Source organism: Maricaulis sp. W15 (assembly GCF_001924955.1).
Taxonomy (GTDB): Bacteria; Pseudomonadota; Alphaproteobacteria; order Caulobacterales; family Maricaulaceae; genus Maricaulis; species Maricaulis maris.
The window spans coordinates 133,593-148,915 of record NZ_LQXG01000019.1 but is presented as its reverse complement, the minus strand read 5'-3'; the positions used below and the strand labels follow the sequence as shown (position 1 = coordinate 148,915).

Below are 15,323 nucleotides of genomic sequence, written 5' to 3'. Positions count from 1 at the left end.
GCTGGAAAACCGGATGCGGCCTGCCGGCTGACAAGCGATCCATGGATGATTGCGCGCCAGCGGCGCTGAATTTCCAACTCTATTCCAACTCCCATCTACCCACCGTCATCCCCCGGCTTGTCCGGGGGACCTCAACCATCCCGCCAGCCGGTTAGCCGGGGTCCCCCGGACCGGCGCTGTGCGCCGGCCGTGGGATGACGGTGGGTGAGTGAATTCAATCTCCCCCCAACAAGGACACCCCCCCATGCCAGACACCCTCGCCATCGAGGGTCATGCCAGCCTGTTCGGGCTGGCTGACCTTGGCGGCGATGTGGTGGCGCGCGGCGCTTTTGTCGCGTCGCTCGCCACCCGTCGCACCATTCCGATGCTGTTCCAGCACGATCCGTCCGAGCCGGTCGGCGTGTGGACCTCGATCACCGAGGATGCGCGCGGCCTGTTCGTGCGCGGCGAAATCCTCGCCACCGGCGCGCGGGGACGGGCGACAGCGGCGCTGGTCCGGCGCGGCGCGGTGGACGGGCTGTCCATCGGCTTTCGCACCCGCGCGGCCCGGCCTCGCAAGGTCCGGGGCCGTCTGCTGACCGCGATCGATCTCTGGGAAGTCTCCATCGTGACCTTCCCCATGCTGCCCCAGGCGCGCCTGCGTCTTGTGGCTCCGGCGGGCGACCGTGTCGCCGCCTGACTTTCCACCCTTTGCCAACTCCAGGAGATTTATGTGAGCAAGGAAACCAAGATGACAGCCGCGACCGGTGACAGCCGCGCGGTGATGGGCGAGCTGCTGGCTGCCTTCGAACAGTTCAAACAGGCCAATGACCAGCGCCTCGCCGAGATCGAGACGCGGGCCGCTGCCGACGTGTTGCTGGAAGACAAGGTCGCCCGCATCGACAAGGCCCTCGACAGCCAGAAATCCGCCCTCGACCGGCTGGTCCATGAGGCCGCCCGTCCGGGCCTCGCCACCGGTGCGGACAGGTCCGCGGCCTCTCTCGGCTTTGCCGCCTATATGCGCAGTGGCCAGATCGGGGAGGGCAAGTCCGCGACCGCCGGTACGCCCGGCGAGGGCGGTCATGTCGTGCCGGTCGAGACCGAGGCGCATATCGACCGCCTGCTGGCCGAAGCCTCGCCGATCCGCTCGATCGCCACCGTGCGCCAGAGCACCATGGGCGTGTTCCGCAAACCGGTCTCGCGCGGCGGCGCAGCGACCGGTTGGGTGTCGGAGACGGCCGCCCGCCCCGAGACCGATGCGCCGAGCCTCGAACTGATCGAATTTCCCGCTGCCGAGCTCTACGCCATGCCGGCGGCGACCCAGCAATTGCTCGATGATGCCATGGTTGATGTCGAGCAATGGCTGGCGGAAGAGGTCCGCGATGTCTTCGCCGCCCAGGAAAGCGCCGCTTTTGTCTCCGGCGACGGCATCAACAAGCCGCGCGGCCTGCTGGACTACACGGCGGTTGCCGAGGGCACACAGGCCTGGGGCGAGCTGGGCTATGTCGCCACCGGCACGGCGGGCGGGTTTGATGCCGATGATCCGGCCGACGCGCTGATCGACCTCATCTATGCGCCCAGGACCGCCTATCGCGCCAAGGGCCGTTTCGTGATGAACCGCCAGACCGTCTCTGCCGTGCGCCGCTTCAAGGATGCCGACGGCAATTATCTCTGGCAGCCGGCGCTGGGTGAGGGTGCGAGCTCGACCCTGCTCGGCTATCCGGTCACCGAAGCCGAGGACATGCCCGATATCGGCGCTGACAGCGTCTCGATTGCCTTCGGCGATTTCACCCGCGGCTATCTCGTCCTCGATCGCCAGGGCGTGGAAGTCCTGCGCGACCCGTTCAGCGCCAAACCCTATGTCCTCTTCTACACCACCAAACGCGTCGGCGGCGGGGTGCAGGATTTCGAGGCGATCAAGCTGCTGAAGTTCGGCGAGAGCTGAGTTCCTGATCCTGTGCAAATTTACCGTCATCCCCCGGCTTGTCCGGGGGACCTCAGCCAAACCGTCGACGGGCAAGCGCAGGTCCCCCGGATGACCGCTACGCGGCCACCGTGGGATGACGGTGTTTTGTGGTGGTCGGTGTGACGCGCCTCCGGGCGCTCACCCCGCCATACACCCCTTGCCGGGACGTCGCCGTATCCGGTTTTCCAGGTCAAGGGCGCCGCAGGCGCCGCTCCGCGGTTTCACCCTTGAGCTGGAAAACCGGATACGGCCTTTTGGCTGACAAGGGATTTATGGCTCAGTCCGCGCTGAGGTGCTCAGTCATAATGCCATCCGACAAAGGGAAAGCTCGATGCCGCGCCGCGCGCTCGCAAGCGCCCCATTCGGTAGATGTTGGCGACCGCGCTCAAAAGTATGAGCAGCGCGAACGGGGCGGTAATAATAGTCAGTGGCGGGGCCAGGAAATACAGCCAAGCGCCAGCTTGTGGCTCGATCAGGGCCACGACAAGCGCGATGATCAGGCCGCCGACGAACACGCCCGCGCCATGGCCGAGCACCGGCAGGTGCAGGCGGTCTTCCTCGATATGCCAGGCCGGCGAGACATCACGCGCATGATCGGCTGCCCAGACCACGCCATAAACCTTGAACCACCAGGGCAGGGGATCGGGGCCGAGTTGTGCCCGGCGGCGCAGGACAGGGCGCAGGATCGCGCGAAAGACTGGCGGCAGCACAACGGCCGGAATGATCGGTGTCAGCAAGATGGGCATCAACACTATCGGCACCGGGTCTACAACCCACAGACGCAAAAGCACGACCCAGACCACCACACTGGCCAGACCGGCCAGTGTGAAAACCCCGACCTCGACCCAGAACGGCTTCACCGCCTCGGGCGGAAAGCGGACCCCATCTTCGTCCTCTGAAACGGAGTTTTCCCCCATGTCCCTCACACTCCTTGATCCGCCCGCCGCGGAGCCTGTTTCGCTGTCCGAAGCCAAGGCTCGCCTTCGGGTGGCGGATGCGTCGCAGGACGACGCGATCAACCACTGGATACAAACCGCCCGGGCGCGTGTCGAGCGGGATACGGGGCGGGCCTGTCTCGCCCAGACCTGGCTCGAGCGGCGCGATGTGTGGTGGGGCGAAGGGCGGCTTTCGGCCTTCGGGACGCGGTTTCGCCTGTTGAAACCGCCCCTGATCGCGCTGGAAGCGGTCACGGTATACGGGCTGGATGATGCGCCGTCGGAGATCGATCCGGCGGCGTTTTTTGTCGACACGCTGAGCGATCCGGGGCGGCTGGTCCTGCGACCGGGCATGAGCTGGCCGCAGCCGGGCCGGGCGGCAGCGGGGATCGAGATCCGCTTTCACTGCGGCTATGGCGACCAGCCTGATGACGTGCCGGCGCCGCTGCGCGAAGCCATCCTCCAGCTCACCGTGCATCTTGCGGAAACGGGCGGCGCCAGTGCCCTGCCGCCCGGCGTGGCCGAGCTGATCCGGGCTTTCCGTCCGGTGATGTTGTGAGCGGCGTGATTGAGGCCTTGCGCGAGGCCCTGACAGCGCAGTTTGCCAGTGATCCGGCGGTGATGATCCTGCTGGGTGACCCGATCCGCCTGTATGAGGAGCGCTCCGCCCGTGCCGCTTTCCCCCATGCCAGCTGGGGCCGCATCGAGAGCCACGAGAGCGGCGCCGATGATGTCCGCCTGCTGGACATCCGCCTGACACTTGATATCTGGCATCGCGATGGCGATCCCGATCCGGTGGTCGCGGCCCTGGCCGATGCGGTTGCCAGTGCGTCACCGGATCTGCCGGCCCCCTGGCGCCTGATCAGCCTGACGCCGACCTATCGCGATGTCTTTGCGACGCGGGACCGACGCTTGAAACGCGGACTGTTGCGGGTAAGGGCCGTGGCGGGGGCGCAGGTGTCGGCGTGAAATCGGCACAATTGCTGCCTATATTGGGGCTTGCGGGTCAGAAGCGGTGCCAGAAGGGATGACTGTTTACGGCCCGGTAAGCGCGCCTGTGCTATAGACCAGACAGGCGAAACCGGCTAGAAATAGCCGCAAGTCGATCAGGAGTTTTGTGATGCATCGTGAAGGTACAAACCGGATTGAGGGTACCAATCGTGAAGGCACCAACCGGCTCGAGGGCACGAACCGCTGATTGGCGGCGCGTTGCACGGCCCGGCTTGTCCGGGCTTTTTTGTGTCTGCACATACCCGTCAAGGTGGTGAGTGAGGGTTGTGCGTGATTTCGGCGTCCAAAGGGCGGCGCGCACAGGAGGGGCATTTTGAGCCTGTTGCAAATTCTGCCGGCCATGTCGCCATTCGTGCTGCTCCTGTCCGTCGGGATAGCGTGGCTGGCCTTCCGGGATGCGCGTCGGCGCAACCGCGTGGATCACGATGAAGCCCGCAAGCGCGATCAGGTCTCCAAGTCTTTTGACCACATTATCGAGCAGACCCGAGATCGCGACCTGATCGAGATGAATGAGCAATTCAAGGCCGTGATCGACAGCCTGAAGAAAACCGGGCCGGGGCCCTATGGTTTGGCCGAGGTCGAAGGTCACTTCGTCAAACACCGTCAGGCGGCCATTGATGCTGCGGAAGTGATCACCAAGCTGTTCAACTATTATGAGGCGACCGCGATCGGGATCAGCCTGGGTGCGCTCGACGAGGAAATCATCAAGCAGTGGTGGCGCGCCAGCTATGTTGCCGATTGGCAGGACTTCTCCGCCTATGTCACCGAAAAGCGTGAGCGCGATGGCCGCGACGCACTCTACCTGCAATATCAGAGGCAGGCCGAACGCTGGGCCTGACCGGCCCGACGCCCACCTCACCCGCCCCAACCGCCCCCACCCGGGCGGTTTTTTTGTGCCTGACACCCAGACCTGATCCCCGAATGAAGGAGCCCTGCCATGAGTGTGCAATCCGGCCGCGATATCCTGATCCGTATCGGCGATGGCGGTGATCCGCCCGTGTTCACCAGTGCCGCCGGGCTGCGGTTGAAGACGATTTCGCTCAATGCGCGCACGGTGGATGTGACGAATACCGACAGCGCCCAAGGCTGGCGCGAGCTGCTGGCCGGGGCAGGCGTGAAGACCTGTTCCGTGTCCGGATCCGGCGTCTTTGTGGATGTCGCCGCAGATGCACAGATCCGGCAGGGGTTTTTCGATCAGGCGGCGCTGGTCTGGCAGCTGGTCATTCCCGATTTCGGCACGCTGACCGGGCCTTTTCAGGTCGCGGCGCTGGATTATGCCGGCCGCCATGATGGTGAGGCGACATGGTCGATGAGCCTGGCCTCGGCTGGCCCGCTGGTGTTTGCGGCGCTCTGAGATGGCCAATCCGCAACGCGGCGAGGTCGAACTCCTCGCCGGTGAGATGCGGCTGACGTTGTGTCTCACACTGGGCGGCCTGGCCGAGATCGAAGCGCTGAACCGGGACGGCGAGGCACTGACGGCCGAGACGCTCTTGCGCCTGGTCGAAATCCTGGCTCGTGGTGGCGGCAGTGCCATCACGTTGGAGACGCTCAAGGCCGCTCCGCTGTCGCTGACGCAAGCGGCCGATGCGGTTGCCGCCTGCCTCGCAGCGGGGATGGAGCCTTGAACTGGGCTGCCATCCTGCGCACCGGGTTGGCGCTCGGCCTGATGCCTGACGCGCTTTGGCGCCTGTCGCTGGTCGAGTGGCGCGCCCTGACCGCCGCCAGCGGTCCGCCGCCGCTTGACCGGACCGGGCTGGACGCCCTGCGCGCCCGTTTTCCTGACAATTCTGACAAGGAGGCCGAGAGATGAGTCCATCCTCTTCCGACAATCCGCTGGACGAATTCGCCGACGGAGCCGGCCAGCGCGCCGCTGAGGCGCTGGAGACGGCTTTTGAACGCGCCGGCAGCCGGATCGAGCAGGCGCTCGGTCGGGCGGCGCGCTCTGGCGAGGCGGATTTTTCGCGCATGACCGAGGCCATCCTCGCCGATCTGGCCCGGCTGGCGGCGCAGCAGGCGATCGAACGTCCATTGGCCGGGCTGATCGACCGGGTGCTGGGGCCGGTGACGCCGTCCGGCGCCCGGGCCGAGGGCGGGCCGGTGCAGGCGGGCGCGGCCTATCTGGTCGGCGAGCGCGGGCCGGAGGTCTTCGTGCCGGGCACGAGCGGGCAGATCGGCGCGGCAGGTGGCGGCCAGACCGTGCACATCCATCTCACCCTGCCGCCCGGTAGTGGTGGCGACAGCGAACGCGCCGTGGCGCAATCGCGCAGTCGCATCGCGCGCAGCCTGGCGCGGGCGGTTGATGAGGGGCGGCGTTGGTCATGAGCGTGTTTCACGAGATCCGCTTTCCCTTCTCCGTCTCGATCGGGGCCTCGGGTGGTCCCGAGCGGCGGACGCAGATCGTGCCGCTCCTGTCCGGCCGCGAACAACGCAACACGCCCTGGGCCAACAGTCGCCGCCGCTATGATGCCGGGCCGGGTGTGCGGTCCTTGGCTGATATCCACACCCTGATCGAATTTTTCGAGGCGCGGCGCGGTCCGCTGCACGGGTTTCGCTTCCGCGACCCGTTCGACAATCGCTCGGCCGCCCCCGACCAGGCGTCATCACCGACCGATCAGATACTGGGCAATGGTGATGGCGCGACAACCATATTCCAGCTGGTCAAATCCTATGCCAGTGGCGGCGAAAGCTGGACACGGTTCATCGAAAAGCCGGTCGACGGGTCGGTCCTGGTCGCGCTGGACGGGGTGGCGACGAGCGACTTTGTGGTCGATCCGGCGACCGGCCTGGTCACGCTGGCCAGCCCGCCGGCCAGCGATGTCGTGGTGACAGCCGGTTTTGCCTTTGACGTGCCGGTGCGCTTTGACGCCGAGCGGCTCGATCTCGCCTTGGACGAACCCGGCGCGGCCAGCGCGCTCTCCATCCCCCTCATCGAAATCAGACCCTGAACCGTCGCCCCCGAGCGGGGCGGCAAGGAGGTGTTCATGCGAACCATTCCGACGCCGATACAGGCGGCGCTGGACAGGGGTGTGTCCTGTCTGTGCCAGTGCTGGATCGTGACCCGAACCGATAATGCCCGTTTTGGCTTCACCGATCATGATCGCGATCTCGTCTTTGCCGGTGTGACCTGTCGTGCCGGTACCGGGTTTGGCAGTGGCGACATGGCGTCTGCGACGGGCCTGGCACCGGATCAGGCTGGCGTGGTTGGCGCGCTCGATGATGCGGTTTTGCGGGCGGCGGACCTTGAAGCCGGGTTGTGGTCCGGTGCCCGGGTCGAGGTTTGGCGGGTCGACTGGTCGGCTGATCCACCGCTTGGCGTGAAGACCGGCCAGGGCGAGCTGGGCGAGATCCGGGCCGTTGCTGGCCGCTTCGAGGCCGAGCTTTTCGGCTTGTCGCATCGCCTGTCGCGGCTGACCGGGCGGGTCTTTGCCCGGCGCTGTGATGCGGAACTGGGGGATGCGCGCTGCGGCGTCGATCCCGGTCATCCCGGTTTTGCGGGCGGCTGTGACAAGGCCTTTGCCACCTGCCGCGACCGTTTCGCCAACACGCTCAATTTTCGTGGCTTTCCGTGGATGGTCGGCAATGATGTGCTGCAGGCCTCGCCGGCCGGAGACGCCGTGCGCGACGGTTCCTCGCGGGGGCTGGGCGGATGAGCCGGGCGAAACGGCGCCGACCGGTCTCCGCCCGCGCCCTGGCCCTGGCCGAAGCGCGACGCTGGATCGGTACGCCCTTTCACCATCGGGCCAGCATCCGCGGCGTTGGCTGTGATTGTCTCGGCCTGCTGCGCGGTATCTGGCGGGCGCTGCATGGCGCCGAGCCGCAAGCCGTGCCGGCCTATGAACGCGACCTTTCCAATGGCAGCTGGGACGGCGCCTTGCTGGCGGCGGCCCGGAGCCATTTTTGTGAAATCGACAAACAGGCGGTGCGGCCGGGCGATGTGCTGTTGTTTGCCGTCGAGCCGGGCGGCGCGGCGCGTCATTGCGTCGTGCTGTCGCAACGCGGCCGCATCATCCACGCCTATTGGCATCGCAGCGTCGTCGAGACGGCGCTGACGCCGTGGTGGCGCCGCCGCCTGGTTGCTGCCTTCGCCTTTCCCGACCTGCCTGACACCGAACCGAGCGAGGAGGCAATATGGCCGAACTTGTCCTGACAGCCGGTCGCGCGGCCCTGCAAACCGGTCTCGCTTTGGCCCGTTCGGCCCTGCCCATGCTGGGTCAGGCTGTGGCCGGTGCCGCGGTCAATGCGCTGTTGCCCGGACGTGAGGGGCCACGCCTGGTGGAGCTGCCGGTCCAGACTTCGACCGATGGCGCAGCCATGCCACGCCTGTGGGGGCGGGCGCGTCTGGCCGGTCAGGTGATCTGGGCGGCTCGTTTTACTGAGCACGCGCAAACCTCCGGCGGCGGCAAGGGCGGGCCGAAGGAGACCGGGTTTTCCTATTCCATCTCCTTCGCCGTCGGCCTGTGTGAGGGCGTGATTTCCGGGATTGGCCGGATCTGGGCCAATGGCGCACTGGTCGACCAGTCGCGCTTTGCCGTGCGCTGGCATGGAGGGGCGGAGGACCAGACACCGGACCCGCTGATCACGGCGATCGAGGGCGATACGGCGCCGGGATTTCGCGGCACCGCCTATCTCGTCTTCGAGGATTTGCCGCTGGATGAGTTCGGTCACCGCATCCCCAATCTCTCGGTCGAAGTGTTTCGCGGGGTCGGGGCGGACGGGCTGGAGACGCAGGTCCGCGGCGTCAATCTCATCCCCGGTTGCGGCGAGTTTGCCCTGTCGCCCGAGCCGGTCATGCGGCTGGACGGACCCGGCGCCGAGACGCCGCTCAATAGCAACAATTCGCGCGGCCTGACTGATGTCATGGCGGCATTGGATGATCTGGAACGCGATCTGCCGGCCTGCCGTTCGGTGCAGATCGTGCTGGCCTGGTTTGGCACGGATCTGCGGTGTGGTGCCTGTGAAATCCGACCCGGCGTCGAGGATCGCGAGACCGTAACCCGGCCGACCTCCTGGTCGGTCGCCGGCGCCGATCGCGACAGTGCCTGGTTGATCGGCCGGGTCGACGGGCGGCCGGTCTATGGCGGCACGCCGGATGATGCCGGCGTGGTCGCCCTGATCAAGAGGCTCAAGGCGCGTGGTTTCACGGTCACCCTCTATCCCTTCATCCTGATGGATATCGCGGATGGCAATGATTTGCCCGACCCCGATGGCGGCAGCGGTCAGCCGGCCTATCCCTGGCGCGGCCGCATCCGCCCGGTCGGCGGCAGCGTGGCAGCGCAGGTCGCCGACTTTTTTGGGTCGGCCGCCGCGAGCGATTTCAGCGTTGCGGGTCAGACGGTCAGCTATGACGGACCGGCGGCCTGGCGCTATCGCCGCTTCATCCTGCATTGCGCCGCCCTGGCCAAGGCGGCGGGTGGGGTTGATGGCTTCCTGATCGGCTCGGAAATGGTCGCGCTGACGACGGCGGGGGCGGAGGAGAGCTATCCGGCCGTTGCCGCCCTGTGCGATCTCGCGGCCGAGGCGCGCAGCCTGCTCGGTCCGGCGACCCGGCTCTCCTATGCCGCGGACTGGAGCGAGTATCATGGCCATCAGAGCGGCGGCGGCGCCAAGATATTCCATCTCGACCCGCTATGGTCGCATCCCCAGATCGACGCCGTGGCGATTGATTTTTATATCCCGCTGGCCGATTGGCGTGATGGCGACGGGCATCTCGATGCTGGTCTCGCCGCGACCCCGCATGACCGCGCCTATCTCGCCAGCCAGCTGACCGGCGGGGAGGGGTATGACTGGTATTATGCCAGCCCGGCCGATCGCGAGGCGCAGCTGCGCACGCCGATCCTGGATGTTGGCCATGGCGAGGACTGGGTCTGGCGTTACAAGGATCTCGTCGGCTGGTGGTCGAATGCGCATCATGACCGGCCCGGCGGTGTGCGCAATGCCAGTGCGACCGGCTGGGTGCCGATGTCGAAACCGGTCTGGCTGACCGAGCTGGGCTGTCCGGCGGTCGACAAGGGCGCCAACCAGCCCAATGTCTTCATCGACCCGAAAAGCTCCGAGAGCGCGCCGCCGCATCACTCCAGCGGCAGCCGTGATGATCTCATCCAGCGCCGCTACCTGGAATGCGTGCTGGCACATTGGCAGGATGTGGCGGCCAACCCGGTCTCACCGGTCTATGGCGGGCCGATGGTCGAGCCCGACTGGTGCGCGGTCTGGGCTTTTGATGCCCGACCCTGGCCGGACTTCCCGGCGCGCTCCGAGATCTGGTCGGATGGCGGCAATTGGCGGCTCGGGCATTGGCTCAATGGCCGCGCCGGCCTGGTCCCGGTCGCCCGCATCATCGACGAACTGGCCGACGCCTCGGGCCTGACCGAAATCGACACCAGCGCGGTCCACGATCTGGTGGCCGGCTATGTCGTCGATCGACCAATGGCCGCACGCGACGCGCTGGCGCCACTGGTTGCGATGCTGGGGCTGGATGTGATCGAGGGCAGTGACGTGGTCCGCTTCCAATCCGCCGCACCTGTCACCGACGGCCTTGCCCTGACCGACCCGGTTGCGGCGGAAGCCGACAGTGTGACGCGGCATTATCCGGCGCCGCTTGATCTCATCCGCGATGTCCGCTTGGGCTTTTACGATGACCGCTCGGCCTATCGCCTTGGTCACGCCTATGCCCGCGACACGTTCGGCACCGTTGAGAGCGCAACTCTGAGCGTGCCGGTCATTGCCGATGCTGACACCGCCCGGCGCTGGTGCACAGACTGGCTGGCGGCGGCGCAGACCGAGGCAGACCGGCTCGACCTGATCCTGCCGCCTGCCGCGCTGGGGCTGGAGGCTGGTGATGCGATCACCGTGTCGGGCGCAGTGTGGCGGATCGTGTCGCTGGACGGCGATTTTGGCCGTACGGCGCAGCTGGTCCGTCCCGGTGGGCGCCGCCTGACCGTCGCGACCGGCGAGGCGGGGGTGGACGGGACATTGCCCGGACCGGCGACCCGGCCGGCGCTGGAGGTTCTCGACCTGCCGCTGCAATCGGGCGAGGCGCGGGACGGGCCGCTGGTCGCCGCCTGGTCCAAACCCTGGCCCGGCGCCATTGATGTCTCGCTGGCCGGCCAGACCCGTCTGCGATTGACCCGTCCGGCGCGGATGGGCCGACTGGTTGAGGCGCTGGCGACCGGACCGGTCGGGCGCTGGGACCGCGCCGCCCGTCTCGACATCGCGCTCGATTGGGGGCCGCCTGACAGTCTCGATGAATTGGCGGTGCTGGGCGGTGGCAACCGGATTGCCGTCGAAGCGGCGCCGGGCGTCTGGGAGGTTGTCGCGTTCAGCGACGCCGAACTGGTCGCACCGGGACAATACCGGCTCACCGGATTGTTGCGCGGTCTGGGCAGCTGCGTCGCGCGCACCGCTGCGGCCGCGGCGCGGGTGGTGATCCTCGATGCCGCCTGCCAGCCTCTGATGCTGGCACCGCATGAGCGTGGTGTGGCGCTGGACGTCGCTGCCGTTGCCGCAGGGCGCTCGCCGCTGGACGAGGCCGCAAGCGTGCGCACGATCGCGCCTGTTGTGGCTGACCTGACGCCGCTGCCGCCGGTCCATCTTTCCCTGACGCGGACCACCGACGGGGTCGAACTGGACTGGATCCGGCAGACCCGGATCGGTGGTGATGACTGGTCGGCACCGGAGGTGCCGCTTGGTGAGACGGTTGAGGCCTGGCAGGTCGAACTCGAGGCGGACGGCGAGACGGTCCGCCTGGACGATATCGGTGAGACCCGGTTGACGCTCACGAATGCTGCGCTGGCAGCGTATTTCGGCGCCTTGCCGACGCATTTGACGGTACGGGTGGCGCAGGTGTCGGCGCGGCTTGGCGCCGGGGCGGTCGCGACCGCTGAGGCCGACCTGTGAGGCCCGCTTTGATATCGTCGGCAAAGCCGCTTACATGATGCCTGACCTTCACAGCCGGAAGGATTGACGGACAGGCATGACGGGCATGGACGATCCCTACAAGACGCTTGGCGTTTCCAAAACGGCGACGGCCGACGAGATCCGCAAGGCCTATCGCAAGCTGGCCAAGGAACTCCATCCTGATTCCAATCCCGGCAATGCCGCCGCTGAGGAACGTTTCAAACACGTCTCGCAAGCTTTCAAGCTGTTGTCCGATCCGGACAAGCGGGCTGAGTATGACGCGGCCGCGCGGGCCGGTTTCCATCCCGGCATGGGCGGTGCGGCCGGTGGCAAACCGTTCAATTTCCGGCAGTCACGTCAGGCCGGGCGCGGCGGGTTCGAGGACATCTTTTCGGATATCTTCACCGATTTCGGGGCCCAGGGCGGCGCCCGTCGCCAGCAACAGGCGCCGCGCAAGGGGGCCGACATGCGCCAGAGCCTAACCGTCGATTTCATGGAAGCGGCCCATGGCGGCAAGCATCGTGTCTCCCTGGCCGGCGGCCGGACACTGGATGTCGCCGTGCCGTCCGGTGCTTCGGACGGACAGGTGCTGCGTTTGCGCGGCCAGGGCGAGCCGTCCGCAAGCGGTGGCCAGCCCGGTGACGCTTTGATCGAGATCCGGGTTGCCGAGCACAAATATTTCTCCCGCGCCGGCGATGATGTTCGCCTCGAACTGCCGATCAGCGTCAAGGAAGCGGCGCTGGGGGCCAAGGTGCGGGCGCCGACGATTGACGGGCCGGTCGATGTCCGGGTGCCGCCGGGGTCGTCCACGGGCACACTGTTGCGGCTGCGTGGCAAGGGATTTGCGGGCGCCAAGGGCAAGCGGGGCGACCAGTTGATCCGTTTGATGGTGGCCCTGCCACCCAGCGATGAGGCGCTCAAGGCCTTTCTCGAGACATGGTCGCCGCCGGACGGTTATGATCCGCGCAAGGGCTTGCGCTCGTGACGGTGATGTTTTGGTAGTAAGTTGTTCAGCACGGGTTCAGGGGGATCCCGTCAGTGTGAGTGTCATGTTGAGACATTTGATCATCCTTGCCGGCGCCCTGAGCGTCATCGCGGCCCCCGCCCAAGCCGACGATTCGGTGGCATCGGCGACGCTGTCGTCCGCCGCGTTGTCGGTGGCGCAGCCGGCTGGCTATGCCAGCCTGCAGGATCGCTATTCTGCTCCGGAGGCCCGCAATGCGCGCCGTCAGGGTGATGTGGTGCCGGCGCTGCGTGTGATCGCGGAAGTGCGTCGTCGCTATCCTGGCGCCGATGTGCTGGATGCCGAACTCGAGGGCGGTGCGTCACCGCGCTATGTGATCAAGATTCTCACCCAGGATGGTCGCCGCGTTGATGTGGTTGCCGATGCCCGCACCGGGCAGATACTCTTTGAACGATAGGGGGAGTGCATGCGCGCGCTTGTTGTTGAAGACGATCCGGACCTGAACCGCCAGCTCGGCCGGGCGCTGGAAGATGCCGGCTATGCCGTGGACTCCGCCCTCGATGGCGAAGACGGGCATTTCATGGGGGATACCGAACCCTATGACGTGGTCGTGCTGGATCTTGGCCTGCCCAAGATGGATGGTGTCACCGTGCTGGAGCGCTGGCGCCAGGAAGGCCGGGACTTCCCGGTCCTGATCCTGACCGCGCGCGACCGCTGGTCGGAAAAGGTCGCAGGCTTTGACGCCGGTGCCGATGACTATCTCACCAAGCCTTTCCATACCGAGGAATTGCTGGCCCGCATGCGCGCGCTGACCCGCCGCGCCGCCGGTCACACTACCGCGACAATCGAGTGCGGCGGCCTGTCCATCGACACCCGTGGCGCCCGCGTTTTCATCGATGGCGCGCCGGTGAAGGTGACCTCGCATGAATTCCGCATGCTGTCCTATCTCGCCCACCACCAGGACCGCGTGATTTCGCGCACCGAGCTGGTCGAGCACATCTATGATCAGGATTTTGATCGCGACAGTAATACGATCGAGGTTTTTGTCGGTCGTTTGCGCAAGAAGATCGGCACTGACCGGATCGAGACCGTGCGCGGTCTGGGTTATCGGCTGGTTGATCCGGTGGCGCGCCCGGTTTCGTGAAACGCCGCGCCTCCCTGGCTTTCAGACTGTTCGCCGGCGCCGCCGCTTGGGCGCTGGTCCTCCTGCTGCTGGGCGCGGTGGCGCTGACGACCCTCTATCAACGCTCCGTCCTGCGGACGATGGACGACCGGCTGGCCAGCGTCGTCGAGGCGCTGGTTGCGGCTGCCGAGACCGATCCCGGCGGCGGCATCGTGCTCGCCCGGCGACCGTCCGACCCCGCTTATGACCGGGTTTTCTCCGGTCGATACTGGCAGATCATGGACGGGCCGGAGATGGAGGGCGGCGGGCATCAGGCACTCGTGGTCTCGCGCTCGCTGTGGGACGAAGTCCTGGCGCCACCGGATGCGCTCCTCGCCTCGGCCCTGGCCACGCCGGGCCAGATCATTTCCTTTGATACCAAAGGCCCGAGCGGCGAGCCCCTGCGCCTGACCGCGCAGGCGGTGCAATTGCCGGCCCGGGCCGACATGGTGATCATGATGGCAGCCGAGGATCGCGAGGCGGCGGATCGCGATGTCCGCAATTTCGCCATCACGTCCGGCATCATGTTTCTTGGTTTTGCGACAGCCATTGCGGCCGGTGTTTTCTTCCAGGTCCGGATCGGCCTGGCGCCGGTCCTGCGCATGCGCACCAGCGTCGCGGAAGTGCGTGAGGGCAATCAGGAACGTGTCGATGGCGAGTTTCCGACCGAACTCCAGCCCCTGGCCGACGAACTCAACGCCATGCTCGACCATTCACGCGAACTGGTTGAACGTTCGCGCACCCATGTCGGCAATCTGGCGCATGCGCTGAAAACCCCGATCGCCGTCTTGACCAATGAAGCGCGGACCTCGGAAGGGGCGCTGGCCGACATGGTCCAGCGCCAGACGGGCGTGATGACTGAACAGGTGGAGCACCATCTGCGTCGCGCCCGGGCCGCGGCCCACGCCAAGGCGGTCGGTGCGCGCACCCCGCTCGGCCCGACCGTTGGTGACCTGGCGCGGACGCTGGAAAAGATCAATGCTTCGCGCGGCATCCGCATCACCACCGAGGTCGAGGACGATCTCCACTTCAAGGGCGAACGCCAGGACCTTGAGGAAATGATCGGTAATCTGATGGATAATGCCTGCAAGTGGTCGGGTGGCGAAGTGCGGGTTTCGGCCTGTCGCACGGCGCCGCGTGAGCTGGCGGTCACCATTGAGGATGATGGTCCCGGACTGGACCCGGACGAGTGCGAAGCCGCGCTGCAGCGGGGTGTTCGGCTCGACGAACAGGCGCCGGGCTCGGGACTTGGGCTGGCAATTGTATCCGACCTCGCCAAAGCTTATGATGGAGAACTCAGCCTGTCGAGATCAGAACTGGGAGGCTTGGCGGCCCGTATTGGACTTCCGGCGACTGGGCGCTAAACGCTCATTAACCTAAGTCGTTGAAGACTAGGGTCAGCAAAAAACTGTG

18 protein-coding genes are annotated in these 15,323 nt (G+C 66.4%); 17 read left to right on the top strand and 1 reads right to left on the bottom strand.

All coding sequences use genetic code 11. From position 1 onward, the window contains the following. The first annotated feature begins 244 nt into the window (after positions 1-244). Both AWH62_RS13525 and AWH62_RS13520 read left to right on the top strand, forming a co-directional pair. Complete coding sequence (locus AWH62_RS13525) at positions 245-679, top strand: HK97 family phage prohead protease (protein WP_075191023.1); 435 nt, start codon at positions 245-247, stop codon at positions 677-679. 33 nt (positions 680-712) lie between these two features. Then, positions 713-1,924 (top strand): phage major capsid protein, encoded by a 1,212-nt coding sequence (locus AWH62_RS13520; protein WP_083635198.1) that lies wholly within the window; start codon positions 713-715, stop codon positions 1,922-1,924. A gap of 317 nt (positions 1,925-2,241) precedes the next feature. Here AWH62_RS13520 and AWH62_RS13515 read toward each other — a convergent pair whose 3' ends face one another. After that, positions 2,242-2,862, bottom strand: coding sequence for a hypothetical protein (locus AWH62_RS13515; protein ID WP_075191022.1), 621 nt, complete (start codon positions 2,860-2,862; stop codon positions 2,242-2,244). Here AWH62_RS13515 and AWH62_RS13510 point away from each other — a divergent pair. The 15 genes from AWH62_RS13510 (at position 2,861) to AWH62_RS13440 (ending at position 15,274) form a co-directional block, all read left to right on the top strand. Next, positions 2,861-3,439 carry a phage head-tail connector protein gene (locus AWH62_RS13510; protein ID WP_075191021.1) on the top strand — a complete coding sequence of 193 codons (579 nt, stop codon included), beginning with the start codon at positions 2,861-2,863 and terminating at the stop codon, positions 3,437-3,439. The two genes, AWH62_RS13515 and AWH62_RS13510, sit on opposite strands and share 2 nt — an antisense overlap. Next, entirely contained in the window at positions 3,436-3,849 is a 414-nt protein-coding gene (locus tag AWH62_RS13505) for a DUF3168 domain-containing protein (protein WP_075191020.1), read from the top strand. Before AWH62_RS13510 ends, AWH62_RS13505 begins: the two co-directional genes overlap by 4 nt. 355 nt (positions 3,850-4,204) lie before the next feature. Beyond that, positions 4,205-4,729, top strand: coding sequence for a DUF4760 domain-containing protein (locus AWH62_RS13500; protein ID WP_075191019.1), 525 nt, complete (start codon positions 4,205-4,207; stop codon positions 4,727-4,729). 99 nt (positions 4,730-4,828) lie between these two features. Beyond that, the gene (locus AWH62_RS13495; protein WP_075191018.1) at positions 4,829-5,245 is read left to right on the top strand and encodes a phage major tail protein, TP901-1 family; all 417 of its coding nucleotides are present in this window, start codon (positions 4,829-4,831) and stop codon (positions 5,243-5,245) included. A 1-nt stretch (position 5,246) separates the two neighbouring features. Further along, positions 5,247-5,516 carry a hypothetical protein gene (locus AWH62_RS13490; protein ID WP_075191017.1) on the top strand — a complete coding sequence of 90 codons (270 nt, stop codon included), beginning with the start codon at positions 5,247-5,249 and terminating at the stop codon, positions 5,514-5,516. Beyond that, complete coding sequence (locus AWH62_RS13485) at positions 5,513-5,701, top strand: phage tail assembly chaperone (protein ID WP_075191016.1); 189 nt, start codon at positions 5,513-5,515, stop codon at positions 5,699-5,701. Before AWH62_RS13490 ends, AWH62_RS13485 begins: the two co-directional genes overlap by 4 nt. Then, positions 5,698-6,213 (top strand): phage tail tape measure C-terminal domain-containing protein, encoded by a 516-nt coding sequence (locus AWH62_RS13480; protein ID WP_075191015.1) that lies wholly within the window; start codon positions 5,698-5,700, stop codon positions 6,211-6,213. Before AWH62_RS13485 ends, AWH62_RS13480 begins: the two co-directional genes overlap by 4 nt. Beyond that, on the top strand, positions 6,210-6,836 hold the full coding sequence (locus AWH62_RS13475; RefSeq protein WP_075191014.1) for a DUF2460 domain-containing protein: 627 nt from the start codon (positions 6,210-6,212) through the stop codon (positions 6,834-6,836). Before AWH62_RS13480 ends, AWH62_RS13475 begins: the two co-directional genes overlap by 4 nt. A 36-nt stretch (positions 6,837-6,872) precedes the next feature. Further along, positions 6,873-7,541 carry a DUF2163 domain-containing protein gene (locus tag AWH62_RS13470; protein WP_075191013.1) on the top strand — a complete coding sequence of 223 codons (669 nt, stop codon included), beginning with the start codon at positions 6,873-6,875 and terminating at the stop codon, positions 7,539-7,541. Next, a complete protein-coding gene (locus AWH62_RS13465) occupies positions 7,538-8,038 on the top strand; it encodes an NlpC/P60 family protein (RefSeq protein WP_075191012.1) in 501 nt (166 codons plus the stop codon). The genes AWH62_RS13470 and AWH62_RS13465 overlap by 4 nt, the downstream gene beginning before the upstream one ends. Then, a complete protein-coding gene (locus tag AWH62_RS13460) occupies positions 8,020-11,784 on the top strand; it encodes a glycoside hydrolase/phage tail family protein (protein WP_075191011.1) in 3,765 nt (1,254 codons plus the stop codon). The genes AWH62_RS13465 and AWH62_RS13460 overlap by 19 nt, the downstream gene beginning before the upstream one ends. A gap of 76 nt (positions 11,785-11,860) precedes the next feature. Further along, entirely contained in the window at positions 11,861-12,769 is a 909-nt protein-coding gene (locus AWH62_RS13455) for a DnaJ C-terminal domain-containing protein (RefSeq protein ID WP_143743061.1), read from the top strand. Positions 12,770-12,833: 64 nt separating this feature from the next. Next, the gene (locus AWH62_RS13450; RefSeq protein WP_121212258.1) at positions 12,834-13,205 is read left to right on the top strand and encodes a PepSY domain-containing protein; all 372 of its coding nucleotides are present in this window, start codon (positions 12,834-12,836) and stop codon (positions 13,203-13,205) included. A 9-nt stretch (positions 13,206-13,214) separates the two neighbouring features. Further along, on the top strand, positions 13,215-13,892 hold the full coding sequence (locus tag AWH62_RS13445) for a response regulator transcription factor (RefSeq protein WP_075191010.1): 678 nt from the start codon (positions 13,215-13,217) through the stop codon (positions 13,890-13,892). After that, positions 13,889-15,274: a sensor histidine kinase gene (locus tag AWH62_RS13440; RefSeq protein ID WP_075191009.1), complete on the top strand. Its 1,386-nt coding sequence runs from the start codon at positions 13,889-13,891 to the stop codon at positions 15,272-15,274. The genes AWH62_RS13445 and AWH62_RS13440 overlap by 4 nt, the downstream gene beginning before the upstream one ends. Positions 15,275-15,323 lie beyond the last annotated feature (49 nt).